Raw genomic sequence first — 17693 nt, forward strand, 5'->3', positions numbered from 1 at the left:
AAAGTGAGAGCGGTGACGGCCGAAGTGATGCAAAAGCTGCGCTCGGACGCCCGCGACAACCGCGTGCGCATCCTCGCGGTCGCCCGCGCGGCCTTCGCCGCCGAGGGCCTCGACGTGCCGATCCGGGAGATCGCCCGGCGCGCACAGGTGGGCGTCGCGACCGTCTACCGGCACTTCCCGACCAAGGAAGCGCTGTTCACCGAGGCCTTCGCCGAGCAGATGGCCATGTGCTCGGCGGTCGTCGAGGAGGGCCTGGCGGCGGACGACCCGTGGCGCGGGTTCTGCCTGGTGATCGAGAAGCTCATGGAGTTGCACGCCCTCGACCGGGGCTTCTCCCGCGCATTCACCTCGCAGCTTCCCCCGGCGGTCGACTACTTCACCGCGGACCGCGACCGCGCGCTGCGTCTGCTGCTCCAACTCGTCCGACGCGCGAAGGAAGCGGGCGACCTGCGGGCGGATTTCGTCCTGGAGGACATCATTCTGGCAATCATGGCGAACGACGGCATCCGCGCCGAGTCACGTGAGATGAGAGTGGCGGCGTCGCGCCGCTTCGCCGCCCTGATGATCCAATCGTTCCGGGCGAACCCTGTCCCGACGCCCCTTCCGCCGGCCGTCCGGCTGCCACTTTCCGTCCGCTAGGGCCCGCATCCGGGGCGCCGCTCTGCGGGAGTCAGGTGCCGTTGTTCAGTAGCGGACGGCGCTCTGCAGCAGCGGGGGATACACCGTGGATGTTTCACCGTCGACGGTCGTCCCGGCGAACTGGAGCATCGCCCGGAGCGAACCGTGCATCGGAGCGGGATAGCCGAGGGCCGGTGCCGAGACCTCGTCGAGTGCCCGCAGTTGTCCAGGGCCGAGGGTCACCTCCAGAGCCGCGAGATTGCCCTCCAGGTGTTCGACGCGCCGAGCGCCGAGTATGGGCACGACGGTGCCCTGCCGGGCGCGCAGCCAGGCCAGCGACACGGCCGCCGAGGTGGTGCCGAGTTCGCCGGCGATCGCGGCGACGGCGTCGATGACGGTGAACTCGTCCTCGCTGGGGCCGCCCACGAACGCCGTACGGACGGAGTCGGCGACCTGCGCGCCGCGACGGTACTTGCCGGACAGGAAACCGTTCTTCAGCGGGCTCCAGGGGACCAGCGCCATGCCCTGGTCGAGGGCCAGCGGCGCGAGTTCGCCCTCGACGGTACGGGCGAGCAGCGAGTACTCGACCTGCAGCGCGACCAGCGGGGTCCAGCCCCTCAGCAGCGCCGTGGTCTGGGCCTGGGCGGTGACCCAGGCGGGCGTGTTCGAGAACCCGACGTAGCGGATCTTGCCGGCCCGGACCAGGTCGTCCAGGGTGCGCAGGGTTTCCTCGATGGGGGTGTGGCGGTCCCAGTTGTGCAGCCAGTACAGGTCGAGGTAGTCGGTGCGCATGCGGCGCAGGGTCTCGTCGAGCTGGGCGATGATCGACGAGCGGCCCGCTCCTCCGCCGTTGGGGTCGCCGGGGAAGAGGTTCGCGAAGAACTTCGAGGCCAGCACCACGCGCTCACGCCGTCCTGGACGCGCGGCGAAGAAGTCGCCGAGGATCCTCTCGGAGTGCCCGTTGGTGTAGAAGTTGGCGGTGTCGATGAAGTTCCCGCCCCGATCCAGGTAAGCGGCCAGGATCTTCTCCGACTCCGCCACGTCGCACTCGGCGCCGCCGGGATCCTCCCCGAAGGTCATCGCACCGAGCGCGAACGGGCTGACCCGCAGCCCCGAGCGGCCGAGGGTGACATAGTGATCGAGCGGCATGAGCCCACCTTTTCTGCGTCGGAATCGTCCCCACCATGCAAACCCGCCGCACCTATGCGGGGGTAGTCCGATCGGCTCGCGCTCTTGCACGATCCTCTCGACTTCGCCCCGATCTGACTTGCCGTACGCCGCCCCGGATGCTTCCGTGAGAACCGTGCGCCCTTCCACCCAGCACCTCCTCGACGAGATCCGTACGCTCGTCGCGGCTCACGCGCGCCCGGACTTGACGACGCCGATCGGCGGGCTGCTGCTGTCCAAGGTCGGCACCTCAGCACCGGACTACTCGCTGACCGAGCCGCTCCTGGTCGTCATGGCCCAGGGCGGCAAACGTCTGCTGCTCGGCGACCAGGTGTACGAATACCGGGCCGGCGAGTGCCTCGTGGTCACGGCCGACCTGCCCGTCACCGGAAACTTCATCGACGCCACGCCCCAGGCCCCCGCTCTGGGCCTGGGACTCGTGCTGCGCCCGGCCGCCATAGCCCCGCTGCTGCTCGAAGCCCCGGCGAGCCGGTGGCCGCGTACGACGGCAGGACTGCCCGCGATCGCCACCGGCGAAGCGGGGCCGGACCTGCTCGACGCCGTGGTCCGGATGTTGCGCCTGCTCGACCGCCCCGCCGACGCGCCCGTCCTGGCGCCGCTGATCGAACGCGAGATCCTCTGGCGGCTGCTCACCGGCCCGTACGGCGGCATGATCCGGCAGATCGGTACGGCGGACAGCCATCTCACCCACATCAACCGGGCGATCCACTGGATCCGCGACAACTACGCCGAACCCCTGCGCATCGAGGACCTCGCGCGGCTGGCCGCGATGAGCACCTCCGCGTTCCACCGCCACTTCCGTGCCGTCACGGCGCTGAGCCCGCTGCAGTTCCAGAAACGCATCCGCCTTCAGGAGGCCCGCGCCCTGTTGCTGGCCAGGCCGGGTGACGTCGCCGGCGTCGGCCACCTGGTCGGCTACGACAACCCCTCCCAGTTCACCCGCGAGTACCGCCGCCTCTTCGGCGCCCCACCCGGCCGCGACGCCGCCCGCGTACGCGCCACCGTGGTGCAGCCGGTCGTCCGTCAGCTGCCCTGAGCCTGCAGGGGGTTACTTGCTGTAGTTCTTCCCGGGGGGCTTACCAGGGATCGGCTTGGCGATGAGAGCGACAGGGATGAAGAAGCAGATCTGGCTGATCGCCAGGGTGAGCGTCCAGAGCCCCTTGTCGTCGTAGTGGGCGGATGCCCTGGCGTACAGCTCGTCGGGGACGCGCTCCCCGGACGGGCTCGGGGTGAGTACGGCTTCCACGAGCTCCAGTGCGACCCGTTCGGCGTCGGTGAGGTAGGGCGCGTCCTGCCAGGATGCCACGGCGGTGATGCGCTCCTCTGTCTCCCCGGCCTTGCGGAGGAGGCCGGTTTGCCGGACGGTGTGGTACGTGCTGCCGACGATCTGCCCGGCGCGGAGTTGCACCAGGCTGTAGCTGCGAACAAGGGAGCCGGGACACCATGACCACCCCATCCGAGCCAGGACACGTCCCGCCCGATCCGAGCCTGAACGCGGCCATGAGCGAGCGGCGTCAGCTGATCAACCTCGCCTACCGGCTGCTCGGCACTCTGGTCGACGCTGAGGATGTCGTCCAAGAGACCTACGCCCGCTGGTACGCCATGTCCCGGCAACAGCTATCTCATCCGGCGCGTCCTGTAGCCACGTGGAAAAGTGTTTGACCGATGCGCGGCGGACGGGAACGATGCGGCTGGTGAGCATCGAGTTCTCGAGATTCTCGCCCGGCGACGTGGACCTTCTCGTCGGGTTCCTGACCGGGGAGGAGTGGCCCTTCCACGCGTGGATCCAGGACGCCGAGACGATCAGGCGCGGCGTCGCGGAGGGCCGCTATGACGACGAGGAGACCAGGACGTACTGGGTCCTCGCCGACGGCGAGCGCGCGGGGCTGATCAAGCTGCTGGATCTCGCCGACGACACCCCCATGTTCGACCTCCGCATCCGGCGGGCCTGGCGTGGGCGGGGCGTCGGCACGCGGGCGGTCGCCTGGCTGACCGGCCACCTCTTCGGGGAGCTCCCGCACATCAGGCGGATCGAGGGCAATACGCGGCAGGACAACCACGCGATGCGGGCGGTCTTCCGCAAGAGCGGGTACGCGAAGGAGTCCCACTACCGCGAGGCGTGGCCCGCCCCTGACGGCAGCGTCCACGACTCGGTCGGCTACGCCATCCTCCGCCGCGACTGGCTCTCCGGCACCGTGACCCCGCCGAACTGGCAGGACGAGCCCACGACCCCGTAACGCCATGCGGCGCAGTCCTCCTTTCCGGCGTCGCGTCTTGACGGTACGGCTGAGGTCGCTCGGTCTCCGTGGTGGGACCCGTACGTGATCAGTCGGTTTGGAGGGGGGTTTCGAAGCGGGCGAGCCAGGTGGTGAGGAGGGATTCGAGCTGGGCCGCCTGCTCCGGGGTGAGGTCGTCGAGGAGGCGGCGTTCGTTGCGCATGTGTTCGGTGAAGGCGCGGTCGATCAGGTCCTTGCCGGCGGGGGTGAGGGCGACGACGCGGCCGCGGCCGTCGCGGTCGCTCACGCGGCGGGTGACCAGTCCGTCGCGTTCGAGGCGATCGATGCGCTTGGTCATCGCGCCGGTCGTCACCATGGTGAACGAGGCCAGCTCCCCGGGCGCGTGCTCGTACGGCTCGCCGGCCCGGCGCAGGGCGGCCAGGACGTCGAACTCGCCCTCCCCGAGCCCGTACCGCCGGTAGACCACGCACAGTTGCTCGGTGAGGTGTCCGGCGAGGCGGTGGAGGCGGCCGATCACGCCCTGCGGGGAGACGTCCATGTCCGGGCGCTCGCGGGCCCACTGCCGCTGGATGCGGGCGATGTGGTCGAGAGGTTCGCTCATGTCCCAAAGATAGCTTCCGAGGAAGATACTATGGCGCCCATGAAGATGGGCTGGGCGTTGGTCACGGCGGTGGCACCGGTGGCGTGGGGGACGAACTACTACGTCACCCACCAGTTCCTCCCGCCCGATCACCCGCTCTACGGCGCGGCCATCAGGGCGCTGCCCGCCGGGCTGCTGCTCCTGCTGGTCAGCAGGAAGCTGCCACGGGGCGCGTGGTGGTGGAAGTCCCTGGTCCTGGGGACGCTCAACATGAGCGCGTTCTTCGCGCTCATCTACCTGGCGGCGCAGTCACTGCCGACGAGCGTCGCCTCGACGATCATGGCCACCTCGCCCGTCGTGATGATGCTCCTGGCCTGGTCGATGCTGGCCGAGCGCCCCAGGATCGCGCACCTGGCCGGCGCCGCGCTCGGCATCGCCGGCGTGTGCCTGATGCTGCTCGGCGGCGAGGCCGCCCTCGACGGTCTCGGCGTGCTGGCCTCCGTCGCCGCCATGGTGATGTCGTCGATCGGGTACGTCCTGTCCAAGCGATGGAGCCACGAGACCGATGTGTTGTCGTCGACCTCGTGGCAGCTCATCGCCGGCGGGATCGTCCTGGTGCCGTTCGCCGTCGCGGTGGAGGGCCCGCCGCCGGCCCTGTCCGCTCCCGCGCTCGCCGCATTCGGTTACGTCGCCGTCGTGGCCACGGCCGTCGCCTTCGCCGCCTGGTTCGCGGGGCTGCGGCACCTGCCCGCGGGCACGGTCGGCCTGCTCGGCCTGCTGAACCCGGTGACCGGTGTGCTGCTCGGCACGGTGGTCGCGGCGGAGGCGCTCACCGTGCGGCAGTTCGGCGGGATGGCGCTGGTGCTGCTCGGCATCCTGCTCGGCCAGCCGATCACGACGCGCCTGGCCGCGACGGTCCGGGCTCGAACCGGTCGCCCGCTCGAACGGTGCCCGTAGCTATTCAAGTTTGACCAGCGAAGCGGCTGGAGTTTACGCTCCGCGCGGACACCGGGCGCAAATCCGTCCAGGGCTACAGCGGCGGCATGCGGCGCCGTCTCGACCTGGCCGCCTCGCTCATCGTTCGTCCGGAGGTCCTGTTCCTGGACGAGCCGACGGCGGGCCTCGACCCGCGGGGCCGTACCGAGGTGTGGAACGCCGTGCGCTCCCTCGTCGGAGGCGGCACCACCGAGCTGCTCACCACGCAGTACCTGGAGGAGGCCGACCAGCTCGCCGACCGCATCTCGCTGGTCGACCACGGCCGGGTGATCGCGGACGGCACCGCCGACCAGCTCAAGGCGCAGGTCGGCGGGGACCGCATCGACGTGGTGGTGCACTCGGAGCCGGTTGGTGGCTGGCGGACTCCTGGAACATGACGCGGCGCGAGCTCGCCCGCTGGGCCCGCCGGCCGGGGCAGGTGGTGATCGGGCTGGTGTTCCCTGTGATGTTCCTGGTGGTGTTCGTGTACCTGCTCGGCGGCGGCATGCGGGTGGCCGGGGGTGGTGACTACAAGGAGTTCCTGGTCCCCGGCATGCTCGCGCTCACCATGGCCTGGGGGCTGGAGGCCACGATGACGGCGATCGCCCAGGACATCAACAAGGGCGTCATCGACCGCTTCAGGTCCATGCCGATGGCCCCCTCGGCGGTGCTGGTCGGCCGGAGCATCGCCGACATGCTGGAGTCCGTGGCCGGTCTGCTGGTCATGATCGGGGCGGGGCTCGCGATCGGGTGGCGCTGGCACGGCTCGTTCGGCGCGGCGGCGGCCGCGGCCGGGCTGCTGCTCCTGCTGCGCTTCGCGATGCTCTGGTGCGGGATCTGGCTCGGGCTGATCGCCGGCCGGCCCGAGCTGGTCATGGCGGTTGCCGCCCAGGCCGCCCCCGGCCGTCCGGTTTTCGGTGAACGGTCGTCCGGTTCCTGCGGGCTGTCGTCCGGTTCTGGCGGGCGGTTTGTGCGGCGCCGGCGGACGGACGTGTGGTGATCAGCTCGGCGGGTGGTCGTCGGCGAGGACTCCGGCGAAAGGTTCGCCCTCCTCGCCGGCGAACACGTACGCCCCGCCCTCGATCCGCTCGATCAGCCCGCGCGTCCACTCCACCCCGACCTCCGCCGAGTTCACCCACAGGTGCATGATCTCGCCGATGTGGCCGAGTTGCCCCGGGCCGTCCTCCGGCGTGTAGTACGCGGTGACCGCCTCCCGCCACTCCTCCAGCCGTTCGACCCGCTGCTTCAGCAGGGCGACGGCCTCCTCACGCGGCAGGTCGACGATGAAGCCGAGGCCCGCCGAGAGCATGTCCGGCTTGTCGTGCGTGGTGAGCGACTCGCGCAGCAGCGAGAAGTACTCGGCCGTGCCCTGCTCGGTGACCTCGTACTCGGTGCGCGGCGGGCCGCCCGCCGTGCTCGGCGCGATGTCGTACGCGTGCAGCATCCCCTGCTTGGCCAGTTGCTTCAGCGCGTGGTAGATCGAGCCCGGCTTGGTGTTGGCCCACGCGTTGGCGCCCCAGAACTCCAGGTCGTTGCGCAGCTGGTAGCCATGCGCCCGCCCGTGCCTGCGTACGGCGCCCAGCACCAGCAACCGGATCGCTGACATCCCCGCCCTTTCTACTCAACTTTGACTAGCGTATGACAGGCGGTGGACCGCGTTCACCCGACGACGCGTTCCGGGTCGTCCAGCCACACCCGCTGCCCCTCCGCCGTGACCGTCATCCCGAACCGCTCCCGCCCGGGCTCACCCCAGCTCACCCATGTGGCGCGGGCGCCGGCCCACTCCTCGGCGAGGATGGCCATGGTCAGCGTGGCACCCGGCGGGCCGTCCTGCGCGGTCGTCGTGGGGCACGCGTACCGCATGAACCGGCCCCGCGCCGTCCCGTCCGCCAGCACCTCCAGCCGCACCGCGTGACCGGAGCCGCAGACGTACGGCGCGACGATCACTGCGCCGGGGCGGGACTGCTCGACCCAGGCGTACGGCACCGTGCGCACGGCCTGGGTGACGTTCACCCCGTCGTACGGAGCCCGCTCGGGACAGCCGCCCGCGCCGTCGCCCACGATCAGGTAAGGGTGGGCGCCGGCGGCGGCGAGGTTCTTGGCGGCCTGCTCGGCCACCGCGGGATCCGCCTCGACCGAGGTCACGCTGCCCCATCCGCCGACCATCCGGCAGAGCAGCCCGGCGGTCCACCCTGTGCTCGTCCCGATCTCCAGCAGCCGCTGCCCGGCGACCGCGCCGAGCAGCTCCAGCAGGTCGGCGACCTCGCTGGGGGCGGGGTTGCGGCAGGTGTGCCGGCCGATCCCGGCGCGCAGGTCGGTGCCGCCCGCGTCGAGCTGGGTCACGATCGGCCGCCCGCCGTAGACGGCGTCCCACCAGGCCGGCGGGTCGGTGTCGCGGTCGATCAGCACGACCGCACCGTCCTTGCCCAGCGCCAGGCCCAGCGGCGGCACGAACCAGTGGCGGGGGACGGCCCGCAGGGCCTGCTCGATCGAGCCGGTGACGGGCGGGCGGTGGTCGGTTATCGCATCGATCATGGCGTTGAGTCGCCAGGCGACATGCGGCCCCATTACTTCTCCCGTCCTCCTCAGGAGGCTCACAGAGCGCTCAACGTGACCGTACGGATACCGAGCGCATCTGGCAAGAGCCGCCACCACCCCCACTCCACCGACGGGACCCCGCCGGTCGCGAGTGCCATAGAGTAACGCCTTGTGCGTAAAGAGTCATCGAAAGGCGGCAGGGACGCTAGTTATGGGTGAGTTCCTGGTTGGGGACGTAGTCGTGGCGCATGCCGTGGGCGCCGAGCCACTGGCGCAGGCCAGGGACGGCCGCCGGGTCGCCCGCCACCTGGGCGGCGTACTCCGACAGGGCGACCTCCTCGCCGTCGTCGAACAGCAGCCGCGCGGGTCCCGACCAGGACAGCGTCCACCGGGCCTCGCCGAGCTGGATCAGCACCGCTTCCAGGGCCTGCCCGAGCACCCCGGCGAGCAGCGTGCCGGACGGGTTCCAGCCCTGCTCGCGCAGCTGGGCCTCCAGCTCCGCCTGCCGGCCGCGCGCGATCGCCTCGAAGGCGGCGTCCAGGTAAGGACGGGCCGCCCCCATCACCCGCTGGCCCGCCACCGCCAGGTCGTGCAGGGCCTCGGCGTTGCGTCCTGTGTACATGCCGTGCGCGACCAGTTCCTCCCAGGAGACCGGACGCAGCCCGGTCAGCGCCTCAGGCGTCCACATGGACTGCTCGACCGCCTGCACCGCCACGTTCGGGTCGTGCAGCAGGGTCAGGGCGGAGCGGGGGTCGGGCACGTGCTGCGGCTCCGGCAGGCGTTCGAGGGCGGTGAGGCGGTCGGCCAGGCTGGGATGGGAGTCGTAGGGTGAGACCTCCTCCGGCTGCTCGCCCAGCTTGGCGATCTCGGCCTGCCGGCCCTGGTCGCTCATCAGCGCGTGGAAGCCCCCGAACACCGACGCCGGCCTGACGCCGCCCGTGCCCGTGAGCGACAGGTAGGCGGCGGCGTACAGGTCCCAGCCGAGCGCGGTGCTGTGGATCTTGCGCAGGGCGCCGGCCATCGCCTGGCGGCCGCTGATCGCGACGGCGAACTCGTCGGCCTCCAGCTCCTGCCGGCGCGAGACGGCCTGGGAGACGCGCAGGTAGAGCTTGGCGTACCAGGCGAACAGGCGCTGGACGAACGGGTGGTTGCCGAGGCCCTGCACCGTGGCGACCAAGGACACCCGCCCCCGGTAGACGGGCGCCCCCAGACGCGTGTGGGCGCCGCTGTAGTGGCCGAGCTCGTGGCCGAGCACCGCGCGCATCTCGTCCACCGTGAGCGTCTGCAGCAGCGGCAGCCCGATGTACATCCGCCGCCGCGTCGCCCGCAGCCCGAGCAGGCGCGTGTCCTCGGAGACGGCCGCGTTCACCTCGGCGACCAGGCGGATCTCGTCGGGCGGCGCGGTGCGGACGCGCTGCGCGAGCTCCTCGACCGTCTGCCACAGCACCGGCTCGTGCTCGCGCGCGACCGGCACGCCCGGCTGCTCGCCGCTCTGACGGCGGCTCACCATGAACAGGGCGCGGACGAGCGCGCCCGCCGCCAGGGTGAGCACGACCGCGAACTTGACGGCGTTCACGTGGAAGTCGACGAGGAGCAGCACATCGAAGAAGATGGCCGCCGTCAGGATGAGGGCGACCAGCACGTAGAAGCCGGCGAGCAGGGTGAAGGCCAGCACTGCTCGGAACGCAGTCGTCATGGGGGAGTGCTCCCGGGGAAGGGGTTCTCGCGAGGCTTGACCTTAGCGGACCCGGGAAACTGGATAAAATCACTGCACCGATGCCGTACTACGACGAGCATGACCAGGAGCGCTGGGTTCCGGAACCTTCCGGCAATCCGGAACGTTCCGCGTTCGAACGCGACCGCGCCCGCGTGCTGCACAGCGCCGCGCTGCGCAGACTGGCCGCGAAGACGCAGGTCGTGGGCCCTGGAGAGACGCTCGGCGGCGGCCAGCACATCCCGCGCACCCGGCTGACACACTCGCTCGAATGCGCGCAGGTCGGCAGGGAGATGGGCGCCACGCTCGGCGTCGACCCCGACCTGGTCGAGACCGCCTGCCTGGCCCATGACCTGGGGCATCCGCCGTTCGGGCACAACGGGGAGATCGCGCTCAACGCGCTGTCGGCGTCGTGCGGCGGGTTCGAGGGGAACGCGCAGAGCCTGCGCCTGCTCACCAGACTGGAGGCCAAGGTCCTCACCGAGGACGGCCGCAGCGCCGGGCTCAACCTGACGCGGGCGGCGCTCGACGCTTCCATCAAATATCCCTGGACCTGCGACAAGTCACCAAAATTCGGCGTATATGACGATGACTTGCCCGTGTTCGCCTGGATCAGGGAGGGCGCGCCCGAAGGACGGGTGAGCTTCGAGGCGCAGATCATGGACTGGGCCGACGACGTCGCCTACTCCGTACACGACCTGGAGGACGCGCTCCACTCCGGCCACGTCACCCCCGAGGCGCTCATGTCACCCGTCGAGCGCCGGCAGGTGTGCGAGATCACCCGCACCTGGTACGCCCCCGGCGCCGACCCCGGCGAGCTGGAGGAGGTCTTCGCCAGGCTGATCGCCGACCCGCTCTGGCCGCGCCGCTTCGAGGCCACCCTCGCCGACCTCGCCGGGCTCAAAGCCCTCACGAGCGGCCTCATCGGACGCTTCTGCCGCTCCGCCCAGACCGCCACCAAGGAGGTGTACGGCTCCCGCCACCGCGCCGACCTGGTCGTGCCCCGGGCCACCCTGCTGGAGTGCGCCCTGCTCAAAGGCGTCACCGCGCACTACGTGATGGCCACCGAGGACCACAACGCCAACCAGATCAGGCAGCGCGAGCTGATCACCGAGCTGGCCTCGCTGATCACGCTGGGCGCGCCTGGCACGCTGGAGCCCGCGTTCCGGCCCGCGTTCACGGCGGCCCGCGACGACGCGGCGCGGGTTCGCGTGGTGATCGACCAGATCGCCTCACTCACCGACACCTCGGCGGTGGCCTGGCACAGGCGGCTTTCCCGATGATCAAGCTTCCTTATGGTGAAAGCCGCTTTCCCACCGCGCTCTGGGGGCGGATACTGCGCCCATGGCCACATATGTGATCGTCGGTGCCGGGCTGGCCGGAGCCAAGGCGGCGCAGACGCTGCGCGAGAGAGGCTTCGACGGCGAGCTCGTGCTGATCGGCGCGGAGAACGAAAGGCCCTACGAGAGACCGCCGCTGTCCAAGGAGTTCCTCCAGGGCAGGAGCGAACGAGAGAAGATCTTCGTCCACACGCCCGAGTGGTACGCGGAGAACGGCGTGGACCTGCGCACCGGCCTGCCGGTCACCAGGATCGAGCTCGGCAACCACGTGGTCAGGCTCGGCGACGGGTCGCGCCGGCCGTACGACAAACTGCTCATCGCGACCGGCGCCACGCCGCGGCGCCTGCCAGGCGCCGGCCGCTACCTGCGTACCGTCGAGGACAGCGAGGCGCTCAAGGAGCGTTTCGCGGCCGGCGGCAGCGTCCTCGTCGTCGGCGCGTCCTGGATCGGGCTGGAGACCGCCGCGGCGGCTCGTACGGCGGGCTGCGAGGTCACCGTCGTCGAGCCAGAGCCGACCGCGCTGAACCGGGCGCTCGGCCACGAACTGGGCGACCTGTTCGCCGGCCTGCACCAGCGAAAGGGCGTGAACCTGCGCTTCGGCACCACCGCCGCCGAGATCACCGCGACCGGCGTGCGGCTCAGCTCGGGTGAGCGCCTGACCGCCGACCTCGTCGTGGTCGGCATCGGCGCCGTGCCCGAGATCGAGCTCGCCCGCGACGCCGGGCTCGACGTCGGCCAGGGCATCCTCACGGACGCCGCGCTGCGCACGTCGCACCCCGACGTGTTCGCCGCGGGCGACGTGGCCGAGTCGTTCCACCCGCTGTACGGCCGCCACCTGCGCGTCGAGCACTGGGCCAACGCCCTGCACGGCGGCCCCGCCGCGGCCAGGTCCATGCTCGGCCAGGACGTGGTCCACGACCCCGTGCCGTACTTCTACACCGACCAGTACGAGCTGGGCATGGAGTTCTCCGGCGACATCGAGGGCTACGACGAGGTCGTCTACCGCGGCGACCCGGAGAGCCTGGAGTTCATCGCCTACTGGCTGCGCGAAGGCCGCGTGATCGCCGGCATGAACGTCAACACCTGGGACGTCGTCGACGACATCCAGGAGCTCATCAGGTCAGGCGTCATTGTCGACCAAAAGGAGCTGTCGACGGGTTGACGGTGAGCACCGGGCCGTTGTCGTCGTCGACCCGGGGCTCCTCGGCCGGCCTGGTGCGCCGGGTCTGCGGCACCTTCTTCGCCTCGCACTGGACGGCGCAGCGCGGCGTCTCGCCGAGCCGGCCGCGCAGGGCCAGCGTCTCCTCGCGGGGCGAGAGGGAGCGGTTGCCCGTGCGCCAGGCGTCGAGGTAGTCCCACGGCTCGACCATGCCCCTGCGTACCCACCAGAACGCCGGGCCGGTCTTCCACGAGATCGCGAAGTACAGGTTGGAACCGGTGTCGCGGGCGTTGCCCGACCGGCCGACCCGGCCGAGGAGCCGGCCCGCCTTGACGCGAACCCCCGGTCTGATGCCGTCGGCGATCGTGTCGAGGTGGCCGCCGAGGTAACGCACGCCGTCGTCGCCGATGATCGTGACGAACCTGCCCTCGCGGTGGGGCCCCTCGTCGGTGGACGGCCGCCACCGGTTCTTGGCGTTCACCTCGTCGACCACACCGCCGACGGGCGCCACGAACGCGCACCCCTGCGGCGCCCAGATCGTCGTCTTGGGCAGCACGAGCAGCTTGCGCTGGTAGGTCGTCTCACACCCCTTGACGGGGAACGTGTAGGTGTACTTCGACAGCTTCGGCGGCGGGACCTTCACCGGGGCGTCGCCCTTGGGCGGCTGCTCGGCGGCCTGCTGCTCCGCCGACGGGGTGGCCGCGGGAGTCGTGGCCGTGGTCTCCGGCGTCTCCGGCGTGCCGGTGGCGGGCGGCTGCGCGCCGGCCATTCCGCTGGCCTGGGTGCAGGCGGTGGTCAGCAGCACGGCGCCCGTGACGGCCGCCCATCGTCCGACAAGCCCCGATCGCATGATCTCCACCCACGTCACCGCTTCCCGACAACCTTTACCTTTGTAGCCGACCGGGGACCCCCGCACAGTGGCTTTCCTCCTTTAGCAACCCACAGGTAATGCGAGCCTTCCCCCGGCCTGGAGGCACCCGTGCGGGCCGTTACGTCGGTGGGGCGGAATAGACTCACCGGCGTGGCTGGCCGGATCCGTGATGTCGACATCGCGCTCGTACGCGAGCGTTCACCCATCGCCGACGTGATCGGCGAGCACATCCAGTTGCGCAACGCCGGAGGCGGCAACCTCAAGGGCTTGTGCCCGTTCCACGACGAGAAGAGCCCATCCTTCAACGTCACCCCCGAGCGCGGGATGTATTACTGCCTGGCGGCGGAAACCCGGGTCATGACGTGGGAGGGCGTGCGTCCCATCGCCGAGCTCGCGGGTGGCGTGCACCGAGTGCTCGCATCCGACGGCAGGTGGGTGGACGCACCGTTCATGTCCTTCGGGGTCCAGCCGCTGATGAAGATCGTGGTGAGCCGCAACGGGGAGCGGAAGGAGATCTTCGCGACTCCCGAGCATCGCTGGTTCGTGCGATCCGGGCGGCTCCAGGACAAACGCGCCGAAGTCATCACCAAGGACTTGAAGCCGCGCCACCGGCTGGTCACGGTGTTCCCGGGCACCCGCATCAAGCGCACCACTCCGTCGCCCTTCGGCATTGCACACGGGATCACCTTCGGCGACGGCACCCGTGCGGCCACGGGCAGCCGGGCGACGCTCGACAGTGACGAGGACGCGCAACTGCTCAAGTGGTTCCCCCTCAGCTACGTGACGGAATCCATGGGAGGGACCTCGGGCAAGAGCAGGCAGTTGCTGGTCCATCATCTGCCGCGGTTCTTCAAGGAGTTGCCCCCGCTCGACGAGTCCGTCCCCTACCTCTACGGCTGGCTCGCGGGCTACCTGGCCGCGGACGGGCATGTCGCCAAGGACGGCACGATCATGCTCAACTGCGCGGACAAGGCGACGCTCGAGTTCGTCCGCGCCGTCTGCATGCGACTGGGGATCGGCACGTACGGCGTCACGGAGCAGGTCAGAGTTGGTTTTCCGGGGAGAGAGCCGAGCTCGATCTTCCGGGTGCACTTCGTCAACGAAGACCTGACCGAAGACTTCTTCCTGATCGACGATCATCGCCTGAGGTTCGCCGGCGCGGCGAAGGCGTTCGCCCGGCGCGGTTGGGTCGTGCAGTCGGTCGAGGAGACCGACCGGGTAGAAGAGGTGTTCTGCGCCACGGTCGACCATGGACATGCGTTTGTCCTGGAAGACAATATTTTGACGGGGAACTGCTTCGGTTGTACCGAAGGTGGCGACGTGATCACGTTCGTCGAGAAGATCGAGCACCTGTCGTTCGGTGAGGCGGTCGAGCGGCTGGCGCAGCGGGCCGGGATCCACCTGCAGTACGAGCAGGGCGGCTATGTCCCCAGGCGCGACCACGGCGAGCGGGCCAGGCTGATCGAGGCGCACAAGGCGGCGGCCGAGTTCTACGCGGACAAGCTGTTCGGGCCCGACGCCGCTCCCGGGCGGCGGTTCCTGTCGGAGCGGGGGTTCGAGCGGGCGGATGCCGAGCTGTTCGGGGTGGGCTACGCGCCCGCCGAGTGGGAGGCGCTGACCCGGCATCTCCTCGGGCGCGGGTTCAGCGCCGACGAGCTGGTCAAGGGCGGGCTGGCCAAGGAGGGGCGGCGGGGGCCGATCGACCGGTTCCGCGGTCGGCTGATCTGGCCGATCAGGGACGCCACGGGCGACGTGATCGGTTTCGGGGCGCGGAAGTTGCTCGACTCCGACGACGGCCCGAAATACCTGAATACCCCTGACTCCCCGCTTTACAAGAAGAGCCAGGTTCTTTATGGGATCGATCTTGCCAAGCGGGAGATCTCCAAGCGGTCCCAGGCGGTGATCGTCGAGGGCTACACCGATGTGATGGCGTGCCATCTCGCCGGCGTGCCGACCGCCGTGGCCACGTGCGGGACGTCGTTCGGCGAGGAGCACATCAAGATCCTGCGGCGGTTCCTGCTCGACCAGGCCGAGTTCCGCGGCGAGGTGATCTTCACCTTCGACGGCGACGCGGCGGGGCAGAAGGCGGCCCTGCGGGCGTTCGCCGACGAGCAGAAGTTCGTCACCCAGACCTACGTCGCGATCCAGGGCGAGGGGCTCGACCCGTGCGACCTGCGGATCAAGCAGGGCGACGCGGCCGTGCGGGACCTGATCGCGAGCCGCGAGCCGCTGTTCCAGTTCGCGATCAGGAGCACGATCTCGCGTTACGACCTGCGCAGCAACGAAGGCAAGATCGCGGCGCTGGACGCCGCCGCGCCGATCGTGGCCGGGATCAAGGACGTCGGGCTGCGCAAGCGCTACGCCATCGACCTCGACCGATGGCTCGGGTTCATGGACGAGCGGTTCGTCATGCAGCGCATCGGCGAGGTCTCCAACGCCCAGCAGGGCCGCCCCAGGCGGGCTCCCAGGGCTGCGCCCGTCGATCCGAGCGTGCGGGTCGAGGGGGAGTTGCTCAAGCTGGCCGTGCAGCGGCCGGCGTTGCTCGGGCCGCGCTTCGACGCGCTCGACCCGCAGGCGTTCACGGCTCAGGACCACGTGGTCCTCCACAAGGTCATCACCGCCGCGGGGGGGCTCGCGACGGCCGGGCACGGCGGCCGGGAGTGGGTGGACCGGTTGCTGGAGCACGCCCACGAGGAGGGCGCCAGGGCGCTGGTGACCCGGTTCGCGGTGGAGGCGCTCCAGGCCGACGCGCACGCCGAGGAGCGCTACGCGGCGGCCATGCTGGCGGCCATCGAGGCGATCGCGGTCGATCGGGCGATCGCGCAGGTCAAGTCGCGGATCCAGCGGCTCAACCCGGTGGATGAGCAGCAGGAGTACAACAAGCTGTTCGGGGAGTTGGTGGCGCTGGAGCAGCAGCGCCGGGTGCTGCGCGACCGGGCCGCGGGGAGCTGAGCGGCGGGGGCGGTTGGTAACAGTTCGGCCGCGATCGCAGGCGGCATTCCCCACCTGCTGGCTGGGGAATCTGGCGCGGTCCAAGGAGCGTGGACAACACCATCCGGGCAGCGAAAGAGTTGCGTCCGGCCGGAGGGGTCTGGCCGGACGCGGGTAACCAGACCGCGTAATTGACTTTACTTTCCTGATCAAACTCGGGCTAAACCTAAAGGCGATCTCAATTCGGTAAGCACGATCGTCTTACCTTCGGTGACAAAAATGGGTCTGCCATTTGATGGAACCAATACTGCAGACTGTCTCCCGTGGGTGCATCGGTGCTGCCAAGCGGACCGCCATCGGTAGATCAGGTGGCGGACCTCGTCGCGAAGGGAAGGGAGCGCGGAAGCGTAACCGTCGATGACGTCGCAGCCGCGCTTGACCGATCCGAGCTGCCGTCCGACGCGCTGGAACGCGTCGTGCGGATGCTCGCCGAGAACGGCGTGGAGGTCCTCGAGCCCCAGGGCGACGAGGAGACCACCCGCGCCGATGAGGAAGACGTAGGCAAGCGGGCGCCGACCAGCGATCTGGTCCGTATCTATCTACGGGAGATCGGCCGCGTGCCGCTGCTGACCGCTGAGGAGGAGGTGGAGCTCGCCAAGTCGATCGAAGCCGGCCTGTTCGCCGAGGACAAGCTGGCCAACGGGGTCTCGCGTCTGGCCTTCCCGGAGTTCAGGGAGCTCGTCTGGCAGGGCACCCGGGCCAAACAGCGGCTCATCGAGGCCAACCTCAGGCTCGTGGTGTCGATCGCCAAGCGCTACGTCGGCCGCGGCATGCTGTTCCTGGACCTGATCCAGGAGGGCAACCTCGGTCTCATCCGGGCCGTCGAGAAGTTCGACTACACGAAGGGTTACAAGTTCTCCACCTACGCGACCTGGTGGATCAGACAGGCCATCACCAGGGCCATCGCCGACCAGGCGCGGACGATCCGCATCCCGGTGCACATGGTGGAGACCATCAACAAGCTCGTACGCGTCCAGCGTCAGCTCCACCAGGACCTCGGCCGCGAGCCGATCCCCGAGGAGATCGCCAAGGAGATGGACCTCCCGGTCGATCGTGTGGTGGAGATTCAGCGCATCGCCCAGGAGCCCGTGTCACTGCAGTCGCCGATCGGCGAGGAGGACTCCGACCTCGGCGACTTCATCGAGGACGCCGACGCCGTCGTGCCCATGGAGGCCGCGGCCTTCATCATGCTGCAGGACCAGCTCGACGACATCCTGGCCACGCTGTCGGACCGCGAGCAGCGCATCATCCAGCTCCGCTTCGGCCTGGCCGACGGGCATCCGCGCACGCTGGAGGAGGTGGGCAGGGAGTTCGGCGTCACGCGGGAGCGCATCCGGCAGATCGAGTCGAAGACCCTGGCCAAGCTCCGCCACCCGACGCGCGCCCAGATGCTCAGGGACTACCTGGACTGATCCGCGGGCATATCGGGCCCGGGCGCGACGACCGCCCGGGCCCCGTCCCACGCTCAGGAGCAGCCCTCGA

Annotated in this window: 17 protein-coding genes and 1 pseudogene; 11 read left to right on the forward strand and 7 right to left on the reverse strand. The window is 70.0% G+C overall.

Annotated elements, in window-relative coordinates:
• Window positions 1-12: 12 nt before the first annotated feature.
• A complete protein-coding gene (locus tag ITP53_RS25080; protein WP_328815666.1) occupies window positions 13-639 on the forward strand; it encodes a TetR/AcrR family transcriptional regulator in 627 nt (208 codons plus the stop codon).
• A 45-nt stretch (window positions 640-684) separates the two neighbouring features.
• On the opposite strand, the gene ITP53_RS25085 is transcribed toward ITP53_RS25080, so the two are convergent.
• Window positions 685-1767, reverse strand: a complete 1083-nt coding sequence (locus tag ITP53_RS25085) for an aldo/keto reductase (protein WP_195897897.1) — start codon at window positions 1765-1767, stop codon at window positions 685-687.
• A 154-nt stretch (window positions 1768-1921) separates the two neighbouring features.
• Between ITP53_RS25085 and ITP53_RS25090 the strand changes: the two genes are divergently transcribed.
• The gene (locus ITP53_RS25090) at window positions 1922-2842 is read left to right on the forward strand and encodes an AraC family transcriptional regulator (RefSeq protein WP_328815668.1); all 921 of its coding nucleotides are present in this window, start codon (window positions 1922-1924) and stop codon (window positions 2840-2842) included.
• A 12-nt stretch (window positions 2843-2854) separates the two neighbouring features.
• Here the strand turns inward: ITP53_RS25090 and ITP53_RS25095 are convergent, their stop codons facing one another.
• Complete coding sequence (locus ITP53_RS25095; RefSeq protein ID WP_207756400.1) at window positions 2855-3262, reverse strand: carboxymuconolactone decarboxylase family protein; 408 nt, start codon at window positions 3260-3262, stop codon at window positions 2855-2857.
• Here ITP53_RS25095 and ITP53_RS25100 point away from each other — a divergent pair.
• Both ITP53_RS25100 and ITP53_RS25105 read left to right on the forward strand, forming a co-directional pair.
• Window positions 3250-3468: a sigma factor gene (locus ITP53_RS25100; protein WP_207756401.1), complete on the forward strand. Its 219-nt coding sequence runs from the start codon at window positions 3250-3252 to the stop codon at window positions 3466-3468. The genes ITP53_RS25095 and ITP53_RS25100 overlap by 13 nt on opposite strands.
• A 32-nt stretch (window positions 3469-3500) precedes the next feature.
• Window positions 3501-4043 (forward strand): GNAT family N-acetyltransferase, encoded by a 543-nt coding sequence (locus ITP53_RS25105; protein ID WP_195897899.1) that lies wholly within the window; start codon window positions 3501-3503, stop codon window positions 4041-4043.
• Between the two features lie 88 nt (window positions 4044-4131).
• On the opposite strand, the gene ITP53_RS25110 is transcribed toward ITP53_RS25105, so the two are convergent.
• Complete coding sequence (locus ITP53_RS25110; protein ID WP_195897900.1) at window positions 4132-4644, reverse strand: MarR family winged helix-turn-helix transcriptional regulator; 513 nt, start codon at window positions 4642-4644, stop codon at window positions 4132-4134.
• Between the two features lie 39 nt (window positions 4645-4683).
• On the opposite strand from ITP53_RS25110, the gene ITP53_RS25115 reads away from it, so the two are divergent.
• The 3 genes and pseudogenes from ITP53_RS25115 (at window position 4684) to ITP53_RS25125 (ending at window position 6598) form a co-directional block, all read left to right on the forward strand.
• Window positions 4684-5580 (forward strand): DMT family transporter, encoded by an 897-nt coding sequence (locus tag ITP53_RS25115; RefSeq protein WP_236051163.1) that lies wholly within the window; start codon window positions 4684-4686, stop codon window positions 5578-5580.
• A 44-nt stretch (window positions 5581-5624) separates the two neighbouring features.
• Window positions 5625-5957, forward strand: a pseudogene (locus ITP53_RS25120) (ATP-binding cassette domain-containing protein); the annotation flags it as partial.
• A gap of 35 nt (window positions 5958-5992) precedes the next feature.
• A complete protein-coding gene (locus tag ITP53_RS25125; protein WP_195897901.1) occupies window positions 5993-6598 on the forward strand; it encodes an ABC transporter permease in 606 nt (201 codons plus the stop codon).
• On the opposite strand, the gene ITP53_RS25130 is transcribed toward ITP53_RS25125, so the two are convergent.
• From ITP53_RS25130 to ITP53_RS25140, 3 genes are all read right to left on the reverse strand, one after another.
• Window positions 6599-7204 (reverse strand): PadR family transcriptional regulator, encoded by a 606-nt coding sequence (locus tag ITP53_RS25130; protein WP_195897902.1) that lies wholly within the window; start codon window positions 7202-7204, stop codon window positions 6599-6601. It lies immediately after the preceding gene.
• 53 nt (window positions 7205-7257) lie between these two features.
• Window positions 7258-8133 (reverse strand): methyltransferase domain-containing protein, encoded by an 876-nt coding sequence (locus ITP53_RS25135; RefSeq protein WP_195897903.1) that lies wholly within the window; start codon window positions 8131-8133, stop codon window positions 7258-7260.
• 208 nt (window positions 8134-8341) lie between these two features.
• Window positions 8342-9832, reverse strand: a complete 1491-nt coding sequence (locus tag ITP53_RS25140; RefSeq protein ID WP_195897904.1) for a M48 family metallopeptidase — start codon at window positions 9830-9832, stop codon at window positions 8342-8344.
• Between the two features lie 80 nt (window positions 9833-9912).
• Here ITP53_RS25140 and ITP53_RS25145 point away from each other — a divergent pair, with 80 nt between their 5' ends.
• Together ITP53_RS25145 and ITP53_RS25150 are read left to right on the forward strand one after the other, a co-directional pair.
• The gene (locus ITP53_RS25145) at window positions 9913-11133 is read left to right on the forward strand and encodes a deoxyguanosinetriphosphate triphosphohydrolase (protein WP_195897905.1); all 1221 of its coding nucleotides are present in this window, start codon (window positions 9913-9915) and stop codon (window positions 11131-11133) included.
• A gap of 61 nt (window positions 11134-11194) precedes the next feature.
• The gene (locus tag ITP53_RS25150) at window positions 11195-12352 is read left to right on the forward strand and encodes an NAD(P)/FAD-dependent oxidoreductase (protein ID WP_195897906.1); all 1158 of its coding nucleotides are present in this window, start codon (window positions 11195-11197) and stop codon (window positions 12350-12352) included.
• On the opposite strand, the gene ITP53_RS25155 is transcribed toward ITP53_RS25150, so the two are convergent.
• Window positions 12318-13199, reverse strand: coding sequence for a M23 family metallopeptidase (locus ITP53_RS25155; RefSeq protein ID WP_195897907.1), 882 nt, complete (start codon window positions 13197-13199; stop codon window positions 12318-12320). The two genes, ITP53_RS25150 and ITP53_RS25155, sit on opposite strands and share 35 nt — an antisense overlap.
• A gap of 171 nt (window positions 13200-13370) precedes the next feature.
• On the opposite strand from ITP53_RS25155, the gene dnaG reads away from it, so the two are divergent.
• Together dnaG and rpoD are read left to right on the forward strand one after the other, a co-directional pair.
• Window positions 13371-16172 (forward strand): DNA primase, encoded by a 2802-nt coding sequence (gene dnaG / locus ITP53_RS25160; RefSeq protein WP_195897908.1) that lies wholly within the window; start codon window positions 13371-13373, stop codon window positions 16170-16172.
• Between the two features lie 347 nt (window positions 16173-16519).
• A complete protein-coding gene (gene rpoD / locus ITP53_RS25165; protein WP_240779826.1) occupies window positions 16520-17623 on the forward strand; it encodes an RNA polymerase sigma factor RpoD in 1104 nt (367 codons plus the stop codon).
• Window positions 17624-17693 lie beyond the last annotated feature (70 nt).

The organism is Nonomuraea cypriaca (assembly GCF_015645445.1).
In the GTDB taxonomy this organism is placed as follows: domain Bacteria; phylum Actinomycetota; class Actinomycetes; order Streptosporangiales; family Streptosporangiaceae; genus Nonomuraea; species Nonomuraea cypriaca.

Excerpts from the sequence above, each read along its gene's own strand:
- ITP53_RS25085 (WP_195897897.1), bottom strand. The coding sequence starts at position 1,767 with ATGCCGCTCGATCACTATGTCACCCTCGGCCGCTCGGGGCTGCGGGTC.
- ITP53_RS25100 (WP_207756401.1), top strand. The coding sequence starts at position 3,250 with ATGACCACCCCATCCGAGCCAGGACACGTCCCGCCCGATCCGAGCCTG.
- ITP53_RS25095 (WP_207756400.1), bottom strand. The coding sequence starts at position 3,262 with ATGGGGTGGTCATGGTGTCCCGGCTCCCTTGTTCGCAGCTACAGCCTG.
- ITP53_RS25110 (WP_195897900.1), bottom strand. The coding sequence starts at position 4,644 with ATGAGCGAACCTCTCGACCACATCGCCCGCATCCAGCGGCAGTGGGCC.
- ITP53_RS25115 (WP_236051163.1), top strand. The coding sequence starts at position 4,684 with ATGAAGATGGGCTGGGCGTTGGTCACGGCGGTGGCACCGGTGGCGTGG.
- ITP53_RS25125 (WP_195897901.1), top strand. The coding sequence starts at position 5,993 with ATGACGCGGCGCGAGCTCGCCCGCTGGGCCCGCCGGCCGGGGCAGGTG.
- ITP53_RS25130 (WP_195897902.1), bottom strand. The coding sequence starts at position 7,204 with ATGTCAGCGATCCGGTTGCTGGTGCTGGGCGCCGTACGCAGGCACGGG.
- ITP53_RS25135 (WP_195897903.1), bottom strand. The coding sequence starts at position 8,133 with ATGATCGATGCGATAACCGACCACCGCCCGCCCGTCACCGGCTCGATC.
- ITP53_RS25140 (WP_195897904.1), bottom strand. The coding sequence starts at position 9,832 with ATGACGACTGCGTTCCGAGCAGTGCTGGCCTTCACCCTGCTCGCCGGC.
- ITP53_RS25145 (WP_195897905.1), top strand. The coding sequence starts at position 9,913 with ATGCCGTACTACGACGAGCATGACCAGGAGCGCTGGGTTCCGGAACCT.
- ITP53_RS25150 (WP_195897906.1), top strand. The coding sequence starts at position 11,195 with ATGGCCACATATGTGATCGTCGGTGCCGGGCTGGCCGGAGCCAAGGCG.
- ITP53_RS25155 (WP_195897907.1), bottom strand. The coding sequence starts at position 13,199 with ATGCGATCGGGGCTTGTCGGACGATGGGCGGCCGTCACGGGCGCCGTG.